The organism is Arthrobacter sp. ZGTC131 (assembly GCF_002929275.1).
Classification (GTDB): domain Bacteria; phylum Actinomycetota; class Actinomycetes; order Actinomycetales; family Micrococcaceae; genus Arthrobacter.
The window spans coordinates 31,474-45,759 of the sequence record NZ_PJIK01000012.1 but is presented as its reverse complement, the minus strand read 5'-3'; the positions used below and the strand labels follow the sequence as shown (position 1 = coordinate 45,759).

Annotated in this window: 14 protein-coding genes; 11 read left to right on the top strand and 3 right to left on the bottom strand. The window is 66.4% G+C overall.

Features of this window, described 5'->3' with window-relative positions; genetic code table 11:
• Positions 1–20: 20 nt before the first annotated feature.
• On the bottom strand, positions 21–944 hold the full coding sequence (locus CXQ90_RS15200; protein WP_104140220.1) for an AraC family transcriptional regulator: 924 nt from the start codon (positions 942–944) through the stop codon (positions 21–23).
• Between the two features lie 272 nt (positions 945–1,216).
• Between CXQ90_RS15200 and CXQ90_RS15195 the strand changes: the two genes are divergently transcribed.
• The 6 genes from CXQ90_RS15195 to ggt all read left to right on the top strand — a co-directional run bounded on the left by CXQ90_RS15195 (position 1,217) and on the right by ggt (position 8,440).
• The gene (locus CXQ90_RS15195) at positions 1,217–2,569 is read left to right on the top strand and encodes a sugar ABC transporter substrate-binding protein (RefSeq protein WP_104140219.1); all 1,353 of its coding nucleotides are present in this window, start codon (positions 1,217–1,219) and stop codon (positions 2,567–2,569) included.
• 20 nt (positions 2,570–2,589) lie between these two features.
• Complete coding sequence (locus CXQ90_RS15190) at positions 2,590–3,558, top strand: carbohydrate ABC transporter permease (protein WP_104140218.1); 969 nt, start codon at positions 2,590–2,592, stop codon at positions 3,556–3,558.
• A complete protein-coding gene (locus CXQ90_RS15185; protein ID WP_104140217.1) occupies positions 3,555–4,475 on the top strand; it encodes a carbohydrate ABC transporter permease in 921 nt (306 codons plus the stop codon). The genes CXQ90_RS15190 and CXQ90_RS15185 overlap by 4 nt, the downstream gene beginning before the upstream one ends.
• A gap of 40 nt (positions 4,476–4,515) precedes the next feature.
• Positions 4,516–5,574: an NAD(P)-dependent alcohol dehydrogenase gene (locus CXQ90_RS15180; RefSeq protein ID WP_104140216.1), complete on the top strand. Its 1,059-nt coding sequence runs from the start codon at positions 4,516–4,518 to the stop codon at positions 5,572–5,574.
• Positions 5,575–5,576: 2 nt separating this feature from the next.
• Entirely contained in the window at positions 5,577–6,548 is a 972-nt protein-coding gene (locus tag CXQ90_RS15175; RefSeq protein ID WP_104140215.1) for a carbohydrate kinase, read from the top strand.
• Positions 6,549–6,613: 65 nt separating this feature from the next.
• A complete protein-coding gene (gene ggt / locus CXQ90_RS15170; RefSeq protein WP_104140214.1) occupies positions 6,614–8,440 on the top strand; it encodes a gamma-glutamyltransferase in 1,827 nt (608 codons plus the stop codon).
• Here the strand turns inward: ggt and CXQ90_RS15165 are convergent.
• Positions 8,424–9,425, bottom strand: a complete 1,002-nt coding sequence (locus CXQ90_RS15165) for a CapA family protein (protein WP_104140213.1) — start codon at positions 9,423–9,425, stop codon at positions 8,424–8,426. The genes ggt and CXQ90_RS15165 overlap by 17 nt on opposite strands.
• Positions 9,426–9,605: 180 nt before the next feature.
• Here CXQ90_RS15165 and CXQ90_RS15160 point away from each other — a divergent pair, with 180 nt between their 5' ends.
• Both CXQ90_RS15160 and CXQ90_RS15155 read left to right on the top strand, forming a co-directional pair.
• Positions 9,606–10,943, top strand: coding sequence for a phosphoribosyltransferase family protein (locus CXQ90_RS15160; protein WP_104140212.1), 1,338 nt, complete (start codon positions 9,606–9,608; stop codon positions 10,941–10,943).
• Positions 10,944–11,058: 115 nt separating this feature from the next.
• Positions 11,059–11,259 carry a transcriptional regulator gene (locus CXQ90_RS15155; RefSeq protein WP_104140211.1) on the top strand — a complete coding sequence of 67 codons (201 nt, stop codon included), beginning with the start codon at positions 11,059–11,061 and terminating at the stop codon, positions 11,257–11,259.
• Positions 11,260–11,264: 5 nt separating this feature from the next.
• On the opposite strand, the gene CXQ90_RS15150 is transcribed toward CXQ90_RS15155, so the two are convergent.
• Positions 11,265–12,260 (bottom strand): DMT family transporter, encoded by a 996-nt coding sequence (locus CXQ90_RS15150; protein WP_181038580.1) that lies wholly within the window; start codon positions 12,258–12,260, stop codon positions 11,265–11,267.
• Positions 12,261–12,374: 114 nt separating this feature from the next.
• On the opposite strand from CXQ90_RS15150, the gene CXQ90_RS15145 reads away from it, so the two are divergent.
• The 3 genes from CXQ90_RS15145 to CXQ90_RS15135 are packed head-to-tail and all read left to right on the top strand — an operon-like array spanning position 12,375 to position 14,181.
• Positions 12,375–12,839, top strand: a complete 465-nt coding sequence (locus CXQ90_RS15145; RefSeq protein WP_104140210.1) for an Lrp/AsnC family transcriptional regulator — start codon at positions 12,375–12,377, stop codon at positions 12,837–12,839.
• Positions 12,840–12,882: 43 nt separating this feature from the next.
• Entirely contained in the window at positions 12,883–13,542 is a 660-nt protein-coding gene (locus CXQ90_RS15140) for a cyclodeaminase/cyclohydrolase family protein (RefSeq protein ID WP_104140209.1), read from the top strand.
• A 45-nt stretch (positions 13,543–13,587) separates the two neighbouring features.
• Entirely contained in the window at positions 13,588–14,181 is a 594-nt protein-coding gene (locus CXQ90_RS15135; protein WP_104140308.1) for a histidine phosphatase family protein, read from the top strand.
• Positions 14,182–14,286 lie beyond the last annotated feature (105 nt).

Here is a 14,286-nt window from a genome sequence, read left to right as displayed (position 1 = left end):
GGTGCGGACGGAAGTGGAGGTCAGCCCTGCACCCGTTGGCGGTAGTGCCGAGGGGTTTCCCCCGCATCATTGAGGAAATGGCGGTTGAAGTTGGACAGGTTTGAGAAGCCCACTTCGTAGCAAATATCCGAAATGGCTTTGTCGCTGCGCTCCAGCAGGCGCCGTGCGTGGGCCAGGCGGAGTTTGCGCACCAGGTCGCTGAAGTTCTGGCCGGTGGCCCGTTTGAAGTACTTCGAAAATGTTGGCTCGGGCATCCCGACCAGTGCCGCCGCCTCTGACATCTTGACGGTTCCGGCGTGATTGCTGAACACGTACTCGAGGACGATGTCCACCACGGCTGCGGCTTGGCCGTCCAGTTGCGGCCTGAACCATTCGTCGGCAAGGTAGCGGCGTTCCTCCTGCGGTGCGCGGGTCAGGATCGCAAAGAGTTCCAGGAGGTGGTGAAGCCGTTCCAGCCCGGTGGTTGATCCCATGGCTTCGATGGACCTGGCTGCGGTCGCGGCGGAGCGTCCGAGGAACTCAATTCCCCGTGCGGACTGTTCGAGGAGGGGCTGGACCTGGCCCATCTCGGGAATGACCGAGGCGGACTGCTGGATCCATTTGCCGTCGAACTGGATCACGGCGTCGCGTTTCTCGAGCACTTCTCCGGGCTCAAGGTCGCTGACCCAGTCGTGCGGGAGCCCCGATCCCACGAGGGACACGTGCCCCGCCTCGAACGTTCCGATGTGGTCTCCGACAATGAATTTTCCGGTGCCCTTCCGGATTAGGTGGATCTCGTACTCGGGATGGTAATTCCAGCGCGCCAGCGGACTCGGATAGTCATGCTCGTGCCAACGGACTGAATGGTGCGGGTCGGCCGGGATGACCTCACGGTTAGCGCGCATGCCGAGCAGGCGCTCGGCCAAGCGGGCTGCTGCGCCGCCGTCCGCGTCTGGCACGGTCATGGGGGTTCTCCCTGAGTCTGGATCATGAAAAATAGACGGCACCACTGGCACCTGCCTCTAGATTAGCGCTTCACGGAACACTGCCGGGGAAAATTAGTATCAGAAACTGGCAACCAGGACGCTAGTTGTGCAGTAGGCCACAAGCCTAATCTTGAGGAACACAAGCGCGGCACCTGGAAATTCCGATCTGATGCCCCGCTCCAGTCCGGTACTTCGACACAGCAGTTGAGGTGCAGCGGCTGCACACCCCATGAAGAACAAAGGAGTCCTTAATGCGCCCAAGAATGCGTGCTGCGACCCTGGCCGCCGGCGCCTTGTGCGTCGCGCTGAGTGCCTCGGCCTGTGCAGGTGCCGGCGGAGGCAATTCCGCCGGAAACCCGAACAGCATCAATGTCCTGATGGTGAACAACCCTCAGATGGAGGACCTGCAGCGGCTCACCGCGGATAACTTCACCAAGGAAACCGGCATCAAGGTCAACTACACCATCCTGCCGGAGAACGACGTCCGGGCCAAGATCAGCCAGGAGTTCTCCAGCCAGGCCGGCCAGTACGACGTCGCATCGCTGTCCAACTACGAGATCCCGTTCTATTCCGCCAACGGCTGGCTCGCGCCGCTAGACAAGGTTGCTGCGGATCCCGAGTTTGACCAGGACGACATCCTGCCCGCCTACACCGCGTCCCTTACCGGCGAGGACGGCAAGCTCTACGGCGAACCGTTCTACGGCGAATCCTCCTTCCTGATGTACCGGAAGGACATCCTGGACGCCAAGGGCCTGACCATGCCGGACAAGCCCACCTGGGATGAGGTTGCGGACATCGCAGCCAAAGTCGATGGTGCGGCACCGGGCATGAAGGGCATCTGCCTCCGCGGCCAGCCCGGCTGGGGCCAGGTGTTCGCGCCGCTGACCACCGTGGTGAACACCTTCGGCGGAACCTGGTTCGACAAGGACTGGAACGCGCAGGTCAACTCCCCGGAATTCACGGCAGCCACAGAGTTCTACACCAAGCTGGTCCGCGAGCACGGCGAGGCAGGCGCCGCCCAGGCCGGCTTTACAGAGTGCCTGAACAACATGAGCCAGAGCAAAGTGGCCATGTGGTACGACGCCACGTCCGCCGCCGGCGCCCTGGAAGCCGAGGACTCCCCCGTGAAGGGGAAGATCGGCTATGCCCAGGCGCCGGTCAAGGAAACCAAGTCCTCTGGCTGGTTGTGGACCTGGTCCTGGGCTGTGCAGGCCGCCTCAAAGAAGCAGGATGCTGCCGGGAAGTTCGTTGCTTGGGCCAGTTCCAAGGAGTACGAGCAACTCGTGGCCTCCAAGCTCGGCTGGGCAAAGGTTCCCTCCGGCAAGCGCATCTCCACCTACGAGAATGCCGAATTCCAGAAGGCGGCGCCGTTCTTCGAAGCCGAACGCTTCGCCATTGAGAACGCCGACCCGAAAAATCCCGGCGCCCAGGAACGCCCGGCCGTCGGCATCCAGTTTGTGGGCATTCCCGAGTTCGCCGCCCTGGGCACCAACGTCTCCCAGGGGGTCAGCTCCGCCATCGCGGGCCAGGGCACCGTGGCTGACGCGCTGGCCAAGGGCCAGGAAGCCGCAGAAAAAGTCGCCAAGAAGTACAAGCAGCCCTAACCGAACCGCAGGAGAACATCATGACTACCGCAACGGCGCGCATCTCCCGCCCGGGACACCACGCAGCCACCCCTTCAAGAAACACCCGGTCGCGGGAACGCGCCCTGGCCTGGGCACGGCGTGCACCGCTGCTTCCGGCCCTGATCTTCCTCATCCTGGTCACCCAGCTTCCGTTCGTGGTGACGCTGATCATCTCGTTCATGAACTGGAACAGCCTCAGCCCCGATAAGACGGCCTTCGCCGGCGTGGAGAACTATGTCACGGTCCTCACGGATCCGGACCTGCGCCAGGCAATCTTCACCACCATCCTCCTCACCGTTTCTGTAGTGCTCATCAGCCTGCTCATCGGGCTCGGCCTGGCCCTGCTGCTGGACAAGAAGTTCATCGGCCGCGGACTGGCGCGGACGCTGCTGATTGCGCCGTTCCTGGTGGTGCCCGTGGCCGCGGCCCTGATCTGGAAGCACGCACTGCTCAACCCAACGTACGGGCTGATCAACGGCATCCTTACCTGGATCTGGTCCCTCTTTGGCAGCGCCACGGCGCCCCAGTTGGACCTGCTGTCCCAGGCGCCGATGATGGCCGTGATCCTCTCCTTGGTTTGGCAGTGGACGCCGTTTATGATGCTCATCCTGCTCGCGGGCCTGCAGTCCCGTCCCATGGACACCGTGGAAGCTGCCCAAATGGACGGCGCCACACCCTGGGCGATCTTCCGGCACCTGACCCTGCCGCACCTGCGCCAGTACCTGGAGTTGGGCGGACTGCTCGGGGCGATCTACATCGTGCAGAACTTCGACGCCGTATTCACGCTCACGGCTGGCGGACTGGGCACCGCTAACCTGCCCTACGCCATCTACCAGACGTTCTACTTCGCCAACGAATACGGCCTGGCGTCCGCCGCCGGCGTCGTGGTGGTCATCGGAACCATCATCGTGGCTACCTTCGCACTCCGCACCGTCTTTTCACTCTTCAAGAAGGAGGCAGCACGATGAGCACGCTCACCCCCGCCGCACCGCAGAGCACACCACCGGGCCCCACCGCCCTGAACACCGGCCGCACTCCACGCCGCGGCAAGGCACGCATGGACCCAACCCGCAACAACACCGCCGCCGGCATCGCGGCCTGGCTGCTCGCCCTGCTCTTCGCCGTCCCGGTCCTATGGATGATCCTCACCTCTTTCCACTCCGAAACCGACGCGGCAACGAACCCGCCGTCCATCGCGGCGAACCTGACCCTGGACGCCTACCGGGAGTTCTTCGGCGAAACCTCCGGCGTCAGCCCGTGGCCGTCGCTGATCAACTCCGCCACCGCCTCGATCCTGTCCACGGTCCTCGTGCTGCTCCTGGCCTTCCCGGCCGCGTATGCACTGTCCATCAGGCCGGTGAAGAAATGGACCGACGTGATGTTCTTCTTCCTCTCCACCAAGATGATGCCCGTGGTCGCGGCGATCCTGCCCCTGTACCTCTTCGCCCGGACCGTCGGGGCACTGGACAACATCTGGTTCCTGATCCTGATGTACACCTCCATGAACCTGCCCATCGCGGTCTGGATGATGCGCTCCTTCCTGGCCGAAGTGCCTGAAGAAATGCTCGAAGCAGCACAGATCGACGGCGCCAATCTCATGCTCATCCTGCGCAAAGTCATTGCCCCCGTGGCCATGCCCGGCATCGCCGCCACCGCCTTGATCTGCTTCATCTTCAGCTGGAACGAACTGCTCCTGGCCCGGGTCCTCACCGGCGTCGTCGCGGGCACCGCACCCGTGTTCCTTACCGGCTTCGTCTCCGGCCAGGGCCTCTTCCTCGCCCAGGTCTGCGCTGCCGCCGTGGTGATCTCCCTGCCGGTGCTGTTCGCCGGCTTCGCGGCCCAGGACAAGCTCGTCCAGGGCCTCTCCCTCGGCGCCGTCAAATAGCCCGCCGGTTCCCCGCCAAACTCTTTCAAGGATTACTTCGATGACAACAACAACCACCCAGTCACCTGCAACCGGCTCGGGACTGCCCGCCACCATGCGCGCCAACATCCTCAAGAGCCAGGGCGACATGGCCATGGAAACCTTGCCCCTCCCGCAAGTGGAAGCCGACCAGGTCCTGGTGCAGGTCGCCGCGGTCGGTGTCTGCGGCAGCGACGTCCACTACTACGAGCACGGCCGGATCGGCCCCTACGTCGTGGACCACCCGCTGATCCTCGGCCACGAACTCTCCGGCCGCATCGCCGCCGTCGGAAGCGCCGTTGACCCGGCCCGCATCGGCCAGCGCGTCGCCGTCGAACCCCAGCGCCCCTGCCGGAAGTGCAAGCAGTGCAAGGCAGGCCGCTACAACCTGTGCCCGGACATCGAGTTCTACGCCACCCCGCCGGTTGACGGCGCGTTCGCCGAGTTCGTGACCATCCAGTCCGACTTCGCCTACGACATCCCGGATACTGTCAGTGACGAAGCCGCCGCCCTGATCGAACCGCTCTCCGTCGGGCTGTGGGCCTGCGAACGCGCCGACATCAAGCCCGGCAGCCGAGTCCTGATTGCCGGTGCCGGCCCGATCGGCATCATCGCAGCCCAGACCGCCCGGGCCTTCGGGGCTACCGAAATCTACATCAGCGACATCGCTGAAGACCGGCTCGCGTTCGCGCTCGAACACGGCGCGACCCACGCTCTCAATGCGAAGACCGACAGTGTCGAAGGACTCGACGTTGACGCGTTCATCGACGCCTCCGGCGCCCCGCAGGCCGTCCGCTCCGGCATCAAGGCAGTGGCACCGGCCGGACGTGTCGTCCTGGTCGGGTTGGGAGCGGACGACGTCGAACTCCCCGTCTCGTACATCCAGAACCGTGAGATCTGGCTCTCCGGCGTCTTCCGGTACACCAACACCTGGCCGCTGGCCATCCAGCTGATCGCCGACGGAAAGGTGGACCTGGACATCTTGGTCACCGGCAAGTTCGCGCTCGCCGAATCGGAGGACGCGCTCAAGGCCGGCAAGCAGCCCGGGCAGCTCAAAGCCGTCGTCTACCCGGGCCGTTGACCATGATCACCGTCATTGGCGAATCCCTCGTCGACATCATCAGCGACCCGCGCCAGGGGGAGGGCACCCAGGCCCACCCCGGTGGAAGCCCCCTGAACGTGGCTGTGGGCTCTGCACGGCTCGGCCTGCCGACCACTCTGGTGACGCACTTCGCCGAGGACCGGTACGGGATCATGCTCGAAGAGCACCTGCACTCCAACGGTGTCACCGTGATCAGCGGCGGCAGCGAACCCACGTCAACGGCAACCGCTACGCTCAGTCCCGACGGGGCGGCCACGTACGCCTTCAACATCACCTGGGACATCAACGGGGCCTCGCTGCCTGCGCTCGCCGCCGTCCAAGGTTCTACCCATGTCCACACCGGATCGATCGCCGCCGTGTTCTCGCCGGGCGATCAGGCCACCCTTGTCCTCGTGGAGGCCGCCCGGGAGCACTCGACCATCAGTTTTGACCCTAACTGCCGGCCGGGGATCAGCCCCGACGTGGCCGCGGCGCGCACGCAGGCTGAACTGTTCGTGGCCGCCAGCGACATCGTCAAAGCCAGCGATGAAGACCTGGCCTGGCTCTACCCGCACCGCAGGCCGGAGGAGACCCTGGAAGCCTGGCTCGAACTCGGCCCGGCCATCGTTGCACTGACTCGGGGAGCGGCCGGACCCGTCATCCTTGCCCGCACGGGACGGGTGGAGATGCCCGCCGAAGCCATCACCGTGGCTGACACCGTGGGGGCCGGCGACTCCTTCATGGCCGCCCTCATCTCCGGCCTGGCCCAGCTTGGAGCGCTCGGAGCGGGAGGAAGGCAGCGGCTGCAATCGCTGGCCCCGGACCAACTTCATTCGCTCGCCGCTTACGCCAACCGTGCCGCCGGGATCACCTGCTCCCGGCCGGGGGCCAACCCGCCCCGTTCCACCGAACTCGGACCGCTGCCTGCCGCTGCGCCCGACGCTGCAAGGGGACCGCAACCGGCGAAGCGTTGAGTGTCACATCCCGGCGGAGTACCGTGGCAGTACCGTCACTTGCATCCGCACCCAGGGGAGCGACCATGCCACATCTACGACGTCAACTTGCGGCCGTCACGGCGGCCTTGGCTTTGAGCGTGACGGGCGGCGCCGTCGCCAGCCCTGCGTTCGCCGATCCGCGGGAGACGAAAAAAACCGCCACCGCCACCGGATATGGCGGTGCGGTAAGCACCGTGGACCTTGAAGCCTCCGCAGCGGCGATCGAAGTCCTTCGCGACGGCGGCAACGCTGCGGACGCCGCCGTGGCGGCTGCTGCGACCCTCGGCGTGACCGAGCCGTACAGCGCCGGGATCGGCGGCGGGGGATATTTCCTGTTCTACAACGCCGAAACCGGCCGGGTGGGCACCATCGACGGCCGCGAGACTGCCCCGGCAGCGATGCCGCGCGACGCATTCATCGACCCCAAGACCGGCAAGCCCTACAATTTCACGCCTGAGCTCGTCACGAGCGGCGTGTCCGTGGGCGTCCCCGGCACGCCGGCCACCTGGGAGCGCGCACTGGACCGCTGGGGCACGTTGGACCTTGACGACGCCCTCAAGCCTGCCATTGAGGTTGCGGACCGAGGCTTCGAGGTTGATGAGACCTTCCGCCAGCAGACCCTCGACAATAAGGTCCGCTTCGCGGCGTTCACCTCCACGAGCAAGCTCTTCCTCCCCGGCGGCGACGCTCCCGCCGTCGGCAGTGTCTTCAAGAACCCCGATCTCGCTGAAACGTACCGGCTCCTCGCGCAGAAGGGAACACCCGGCTTCTACCGCGGCCCGCTCGCGAAGGAGATCGCGGACACCGCCCAGGCTCCGCCGAAGACCAAGACCACCAAGCTGCCCGTCCCGGCCGGCCACCTGACGACGGCGGATCTCGCGTCCTACCGCGCCCTGGACCAGTCGCCCACGCACGTGGAATACCGGGACCTGGATGTCTACGGCATGGCGCCGTCGAGCAGCGGTGGCACCACAGTCGGCGAGGCACTGAACATCCTGGACACGTTCAACCTTTCCGAGATGTCAGCACCGGACGCCCTGCACCACTACCTCGAGGCCAGCGCGCTCGCGTTTGCGGACCGCGGCAAGTACGTGGGTGACCCGAAGTTTGTTGACGTTCCCACGGACGCCCTCACGGACCCGCTGTTCGGCAAGGAGCGCTCGTGCGAGATCGACCCAAAGCGCGCGGCCGTGAAGCCCGTGGCGCCCGGTGATGTGGACGCTTACGACGGCGCGTGCCCGGCCGCCGCTGCGGCCCCCGCCGCCGAGAGGGACACCGAGAACATCTCGACGACGAACCTGACGGTCGCCGACAAGTGGGGAAACGTGGTGGAGTACACGCTCACCATCGAGCAGACCGGCGGGTCCGGCATCGTGGTACCCGGCCGCGGATTCCTGCTCAACAACGAGCTGACCGACTTCTCGACAGTGTTTGACCCGGCCGACCCGAACCGGATCGAACCGGGGAAGCGCCCGCGCTCCTCGATGTCGCCCACCATCATCCTCAAGGACGGTGATCCCTTCCTCGCGCTCGGCTCACCCGGCGGATCGACGATCATCACCACCGTTCTGCAGACCATCCTGAACCGGGTGGACCTGGGCATGAGCATCTCCAACGCGATCGCGGCACCGCGCGCGGCGCAGCGGAACGCTGCCAAGGTTACGGCCGAGCCGGCTTTCATCAAGGCATATGAGAAACGGCTGGCACCGTACGGTCACGCGTTCACTCCGTCGGGTGACGCGTTCACCTCGGCAGCAGAGATCGGCGCGGCCACCGCCATCGAGTTCAGGCCCGACGGGCGCATGATCGCCGCGGCCGAGCCGGTCAGGCGCGGGGGCGGGTCGGCGATGGTGGTCAAACCGTCGAAGTGAGTCCTGGGGCGATCGGTATCTCCAGGACGCTATCGCCGTCGATCCAGCTGCTCTGCGTGCCGAGCTGCGTGCTCAGCCGTTGCATGCGCTCGGCAATTTTCCCCGCGCTCCGACGCGCCAGCCGGGTTTGTAAGTGGTTGATCTCCGTCGGGTACAGACGCAACCTGCCGGGCGCGCTTCCGCTGGTTTCCAGGAGGAAGATGAATGACTGGTCGTTGCGTTCCGCCGGGTCCACGGCGTAGTCATCCACAAAGTCGCCGGCGCTGTAGATAATGGGGCGGTTCCGATACACCTCAACGCCGCGGAAAATGTGGGCCGAGTGCCCAAACACGACGTCGGCCCCCGCCTCTATCAGCAGCCGGGCCAGGCTTCTATGGGTGGGCTGGACGTCGGATCCCCAGTTGCCGCCCCAATGTGCCGACATGATCAGCAGCTGGACCCGGCCCTTCGTCCGCCGGACCAGCTCCAGCAAGTCCGTTACGCGGCGGTCGCCCGCGTCCACATCGTCCACGGGGACGTAGTGGATTCCCGGAGTGCCGCCGGTTGCCTCCCAGTCCGGCTGATTGTCCGTGAAGGCAATGAAGCCCACGGCCAACGGACCCACCCGCCGGACTGCCGGCCGCCGGGCGGCCTCCAGGTCCAGCCCTGCTCCGGCCCGCAGGATCCCGTGCTGATCGAGTGCCGCCAGCATCTCCCGGAGGGCATCAGCGCCGAAGTCCAGCACATGGTTGTTGGCCAGCCCCACCACCCCGATCGCCGCAGACCTCAGGCTCGCAACGTTCTTGAGGTCGGAGCGGAAGCGGTACACCTTGCGGGGCATCGGTGTTCCGCCGTCCGCCAGGACGCATTCGAGGTTGGCGAACGTGACGTCGGCCTGCCGCAGGATCGGGAGGGTATCGCCCCAGGGATAGGCGGGTTCCGCCGCCTTCAGCCGGTCGTTGACCAGCCGGCCCAGCATGACGTCCCCCAGGAGAGCGATCCGCATGCCCCACCTCCAACTTGCAAGGCCCCTGCTATCAGAATGCACCGCTTCCAGGCCGGTGCCAATCAACCGGCGGAGGCGGTATCCGCCGTCGGAATGACTCAGGAAGCCTCAGCGGTTCCGTGCCGTAAAAAGGCCTCGCAGCGTTCGGCATCGTGCGGGATAGTGGGAGCAGGAGCAGTGATGGGGATTTTCGCGGACAGGGCTGATGCAGGGCGGCAGTTGGGGCTGCGGCTGGAGTACCTCCGTGGCGGGGGCGCTGTGGTTCTCGGCGTGCCTCGCGGCGGAGTTCCGGTGGCCTTCCAGGTTGCCAAGGCACTCGACGCGGAGCTGGACGTGATCCTGGTGCGCAAGCTGGGAGTGCCGTCCCAGCCCGAACTTGCGATGGGTGCCATCGGGGAAGACGGGGCATACGCCCTGGATAAGCGCGTCCTGTCTTTCGCACGGGTCAAGCATGAAGACCTGGAGGCTGTTGAACGGCGGGAGCGGCGTCTGCTTGATGACAGGGTGGCGCGCTTCCGGGCCGGCCGGGCCCACATGGATCTGGACGGCCGCACCGCCGTGATCGTCGATGACGGCATCGCCACCGGGTCAACCGCCCGCGTGGCCTGCAGCATCGCACGCAAACTGGGGGCAGCGAGGGTGATCCTCGCCGTTCCGGTTGCCCCGGCCGACATCCTCGGCACATTGAAGGAGGCGGACGAGGTGGTGTGCCTCGCCACGCCCCGGCAACTCTCAGCCGTCAGCCAGCACTACCGTGACTTCTCCCCGACGAGCGACGACGAGGTGGCGTTGCTGCTCGATGCTGCCGCCCAGCGTGCGCAGCGGGCGTCCTCACCCTCCGGAAACCCTGGCCTCGATCAGGACGTTCAGATCCACTCGGACGGGGTGCGGCTCCATGGACACCTGAACCTTCCCCGGACGGCTGCAGGCGTGGTGGTGTTCGCGCACGGCAGCGGCAGCGGCCGCCACAGTCCGCGAAACCGGTTCGTCGCCAGGGTGCTCCAGCATGCGGGGCTGGGCACCTTGCTCCTGGACCTGCTCAGCCCCGCGGAGGAGCGGGACCGCGGCAACGTGTTCAACATCGAACTGCTGGCGCGCAGGCTAACCGCGGCCACGGCCTGGCTCGGCGGCCGGCCGGACACCGCCTCCTGCAGTGTGGGGTACTTCGGCGCTAGTACGGGTGCAGGCGCCGCGTTGTGGGCGGCAGCCGAACAGGGGGAGCAGATCGGCGCCGTCGTCTCAAGGGGCGGCCGTCCTGACCTGGCCGGCCCTTGGCTTGGCCTGGTCCGCGCCCCGACGCTGTTGATTGTCGGCAGCGCCGATCACCGGGTGCTTGAGCTCAACCGCGGGGCACAGGCCCAGATGCGCTGCCCCAACCGACTGGAACTGGTCCAGGGTGCAACCCACCTCTTCGAAGAACCCGGGACATTGGAGCAGGCTGCGGTTCTGGCCAGGGACTGGTTAGTGCAGCACCTGCTGCCGGAGGACGGTGCGCCGGGAACGGAGCCCGTCCGCTGACCGACGCACTCCTTCCGCGTTAAAGCAGCTCGCCAAGGGGCGCTGCGAAGGACCGTCAACTTATGTTGACGCCCCTCCATTCGTCAACTAAAGTTGACGCGTGGAGGTGGAGCGGATGAAAACGCTGGTGGCATCGATGGACGGGAAAGGTCCCGCTGAAGCGCTGTTTGCGGTGGCGGAACTGCAGAAGGAAGTCGGACGCGCCGAGGCGTCCCTGGTCCGCAAGGCCCGGCAGGCGGGCCTGTCCTGGGAAGCGATTGCGCTGTGCCTTGGAGTCAGCAAGCAGGCCGTCCACCGCAAATACGGCAAGCAATAGCCTCGTTAATTGGGGGCGCCCATTCCCCTGCCCCTTCGGCCCTGCTCCGACGACGGCGAGGCAGCATGTTCCACGCCGGCCGCCCGGATCCAGCTGGAGGCCGCCGGCCGGTTGGCAGCACCGTAGGCCGGAAGCGCGTTGAAGGTGATGACGCCGATGACGATGAGCGCCAGGGCCATGGCGAGGGCCGGTGTCATGAGCTCGCCAAAGAGCGGTACCGCGACCACCGCGGTCAGAACCGGGCTTACGGCGCCCGTGGCCGCCGAGATATTGCTGCCGAGCGCGCGCACGGCGTAGGCGTAGCAGAGCGTGGACAGGAGCCCCGTCCCGACGCCCTGGAGCGCAGTGAACACCAGGATGTCGGGTAGTTTTGCCGTGCCGTCCGCCAGGTGCGACGGCATGAGGCCGGAGACGGCGAGGCCTGTGGCGGCCAGCGCCGAGGGCGTACAGATGAGAACGACGACGCCGATCGGGTCAAGTTGCGTACGCCGGAGGCCGATCGTGAACACGGCCCAGGCCAGCCCGCCGGCGAGCAGCACGCCGATGCCGGCGGACGTCGTCGTCGGGGTCGCCTGGAAGGCGCTCGCCGCGACACCCGCGACGATCGACCCGAGGGCGAGCAGTTGCCGCCCGGGGACGCGGCTGCGCCACACGGCGAAGGTGATCACGGTGACGAACAGGGGCACCGTGCCGGGCACAAGCAGGCCGGTCAGGCCCGCCGTCGTCAGGTGCGCCCCGAAGGCAAAGAGCAGGAAGTGCGGCAATCCGCCGATGAGGAGGAGGAGTGCGCCCGGCCGCTCCCGCCGGAGGGCCCGTACCGTGCGCGGGATCCACGGAACGAGGAGCACCGCCGGCGTCAGGAAGCGGATGAGCGCTACGTCGATGGTGGCCAGGCTCGATGCGCCGATTCCCTTGGCCGACAGTGCAAAGGAAGACCAAAGGACAACCGTGGCCGCGAGTGCACCTGCGCCCATCAGCCTCGTGCGCATCTGGCTATTCACCGGCAACTCCTTCTGCATCCGCATTCGCTTCACCACAGCAATAGTAGGGAAACTGAAAAGGCAGTCGATTGCTGCTTCTGCCGGGAAACAGCCGTCCAGTAGTAGAATCTGCCAATGGCGACGTTTGATGATATTGACCGGCATATCCTGCTTGAGCTGCAACAGGACGGCCGGCTGACGAACCAGGAACTGGCGGACCGCGTGGGACTGTCTCCCTCGCCGTGCCTTCGGCGGGTACGGCATCTGCAGGACAGCGGGGTGATCGCCGGCTACACCGCCGTTGTTTCCCAGGGCGCCGTCGGGCTTGAGATCACCGCCTTTGCCCGGCTGACGCTTCTCTCGCACACCCCGGAGGTCGTGGACGCGGTCGAGGCAAAGCTCCGCTCGGTCCCGGAGGTGGTTGAGGCATACCTGCTCGCCGGGGATGACGACTATCTCGCCAAGATCGTCGTCGATTCGTTCGCCACCTACGAGGAACTCCTGCGCACGGATCTCCGCGCCATTCCGTCACTCGCATCGATCAAGACGACCTTCGCCTTCGCAGTCACAAAACCGCTGTCACCGCTGCCGATCCCGTAGCGCTGCTCGTGCGGCAGGCCGACTAAAGGGCACACTTGGTGTCATGGCTGACTCTGAAGCGGTAACTACGCAAGGCTCGACGGTTGAGGACTGGACGCGGGCTTTGGCAGAGTCCATCGGTTCGCCAGGCGGCGGGGCCGGGGCGGGGCTGATGCTTGCCGTCGCTGCGTCACTGACCTCGATGGTTGCCGGCTATACGGAACCTGAGGAGCACGAGCGCACGGAGCTCGCCAATGTTCGCGCCCGGGCGCGTTCACTCCGGGAAGCCGCTCTTCGGCTGGCCGATGACGACGCATCGGCATCCCAGGCTTTCGGGGCGGCGTTTCGCCTGGAGCCGGGGCCGGACCGCGAGGACGCGATACGCCGGGCCTCCGTCGAGGCCGCCAAGGCATCCGCCGTGCTGGGCGAGCGGGCCATCGATGCCATCGGGGACCTGGGGTGGCTCGCCTCCAACGGCAACCCGGCGCTCATCGCCGATGTCGTCGTCGCGTTCGGTGCCCTCAGGGCAGCGGTAACGGGGGCGCGCACAAATGTGAGTTTCGATCTCGCCGCGCTCACATCAGCCGGCGCCACGCTCGAACGCGTCCGCGAAGAGCATCCGGCCCTGTGGGCGACGGTGGAGCACCTTAATGCCGCACTGGATCGGATCGACGAACTGACCGCCGAGATCGATCACCGGGCCGCTCCGACCGACGCCGTCTAATACGGCGTGACGGACCGGTCTCCGCTGTGCCGGAGAATGGAAGGCATGACCCTAACGACGCTAGCCCTTGTCCGCCACGGCCAGACAGACTGGAATGCGCAGCGCCGGCTGCAGGGATCCACCGACATTCCGCTTAACGACGTCGGCCGCGGCCAGGCGCGCGACGCCGTCGCCGTCCTGTCCGACTACGAGTGGGATGCGATCGTGTCCTCGCCGCTGAGCCGCGCCGCGGAAACTGCCGACCTGATCGCCGCCGGACTGGGGCTCGGCGTCGACCGGCGCCTGCCGGACCTCGCCGAGCGCAGCTTCGGACCCGCGGGAGGCATGCAGGACGGCCCCGAACTGGACGCCCTGCGCATCCCCGGCGGTTTCCGCGGCGCAGAAAGCGAAGACGAGGCAGGCTCCCGCGGGCTGGCCGCGCTGGAAGCGCTGGAAGCGCTGGCCGAGGAGTTCCGCGGCGGCCGCGTCCTGGTGGTCGCCCACGGCACGCTGCTGCGCCTGAGCCTTAGCCGCGCAGTCGGCCGTACCCTGACGAGCATCGACAACGCCGTGCTCAACCTGGCCCACCACCATGCCGTTGACGGCTGGGAGCTCGAATACTTCAACGGCGAACGGGTCATGGCTGACGTTCAGGGGTGACCGGCGCCTGCCTCTTAGCCGATGGGATGGCCTTTGCTGCAGGTAGTTTCCCCAGGCAGGATTTCGTGTCCCTGAAGGCACGTCGCCGACGGCGGCGGCGGAGTT

Coding starts and splice junctions, on each gene's coding strand:
- CXQ90_RS15200 (WP_104140220.1), bottom strand. CDS start 944: ATGACCGTGCCAGACGCGGACGGCGGCGCAGCAGCCCGCTTGGCCGAG.
- CXQ90_RS15195 (WP_104140219.1), top strand. CDS start 1,217: ATGCGCCCAAGAATGCGTGCTGCGACCCTGGCCGCCGGCGCCTTGTGC.
- CXQ90_RS15190 (WP_104140218.1), top strand. CDS start 2,590: ATGACTACCGCAACGGCGCGCATCTCCCGCCCGGGACACCACGCAGCC.
- CXQ90_RS15185 (WP_104140217.1), top strand. CDS start 3,555: ATGAGCACGCTCACCCCCGCCGCACCGCAGAGCACACCACCGGGCCCC.
- CXQ90_RS15180 (WP_104140216.1), top strand. CDS start 4,516: ATGACAACAACAACCACCCAGTCACCTGCAACCGGCTCGGGACTGCCC.
- CXQ90_RS15175 (WP_104140215.1), top strand. CDS start 5,577: ATGATCACCGTCATTGGCGAATCCCTCGTCGACATCATCAGCGACCCG.
- ggt (WP_104140214.1), top strand. CDS start 6,614: ATGCCACATCTACGACGTCAACTTGCGGCCGTCACGGCGGCCTTGGCT.
- CXQ90_RS15165 (WP_104140213.1), bottom strand. CDS start 9,425: ATGCGGATCGCTCTCCTGGGGGACGTCATGCTGGGCCGGCTGGTCAAC.
- CXQ90_RS15160 (WP_104140212.1), top strand. CDS start 9,606: ATGGGGATTTTCGCGGACAGGGCTGATGCAGGGCGGCAGTTGGGGCTG.
- CXQ90_RS15155 (WP_104140211.1), top strand. CDS start 11,059: ATGAAAACGCTGGTGGCATCGATGGACGGGAAAGGTCCCGCTGAAGCG.
- CXQ90_RS15145 (WP_104140210.1), top strand. CDS start 12,375: ATGGCGACGTTTGATGATATTGACCGGCATATCCTGCTTGAGCTGCAA.
- CXQ90_RS15140 (WP_104140209.1), top strand. CDS start 12,883: ATGGCTGACTCTGAAGCGGTAACTACGCAAGGCTCGACGGTTGAGGAC.
- CXQ90_RS15135 (WP_104140308.1), top strand. CDS start 13,588: ATGACCCTAACGACGCTAGCCCTTGTCCGCCACGGCCAGACAGACTGG.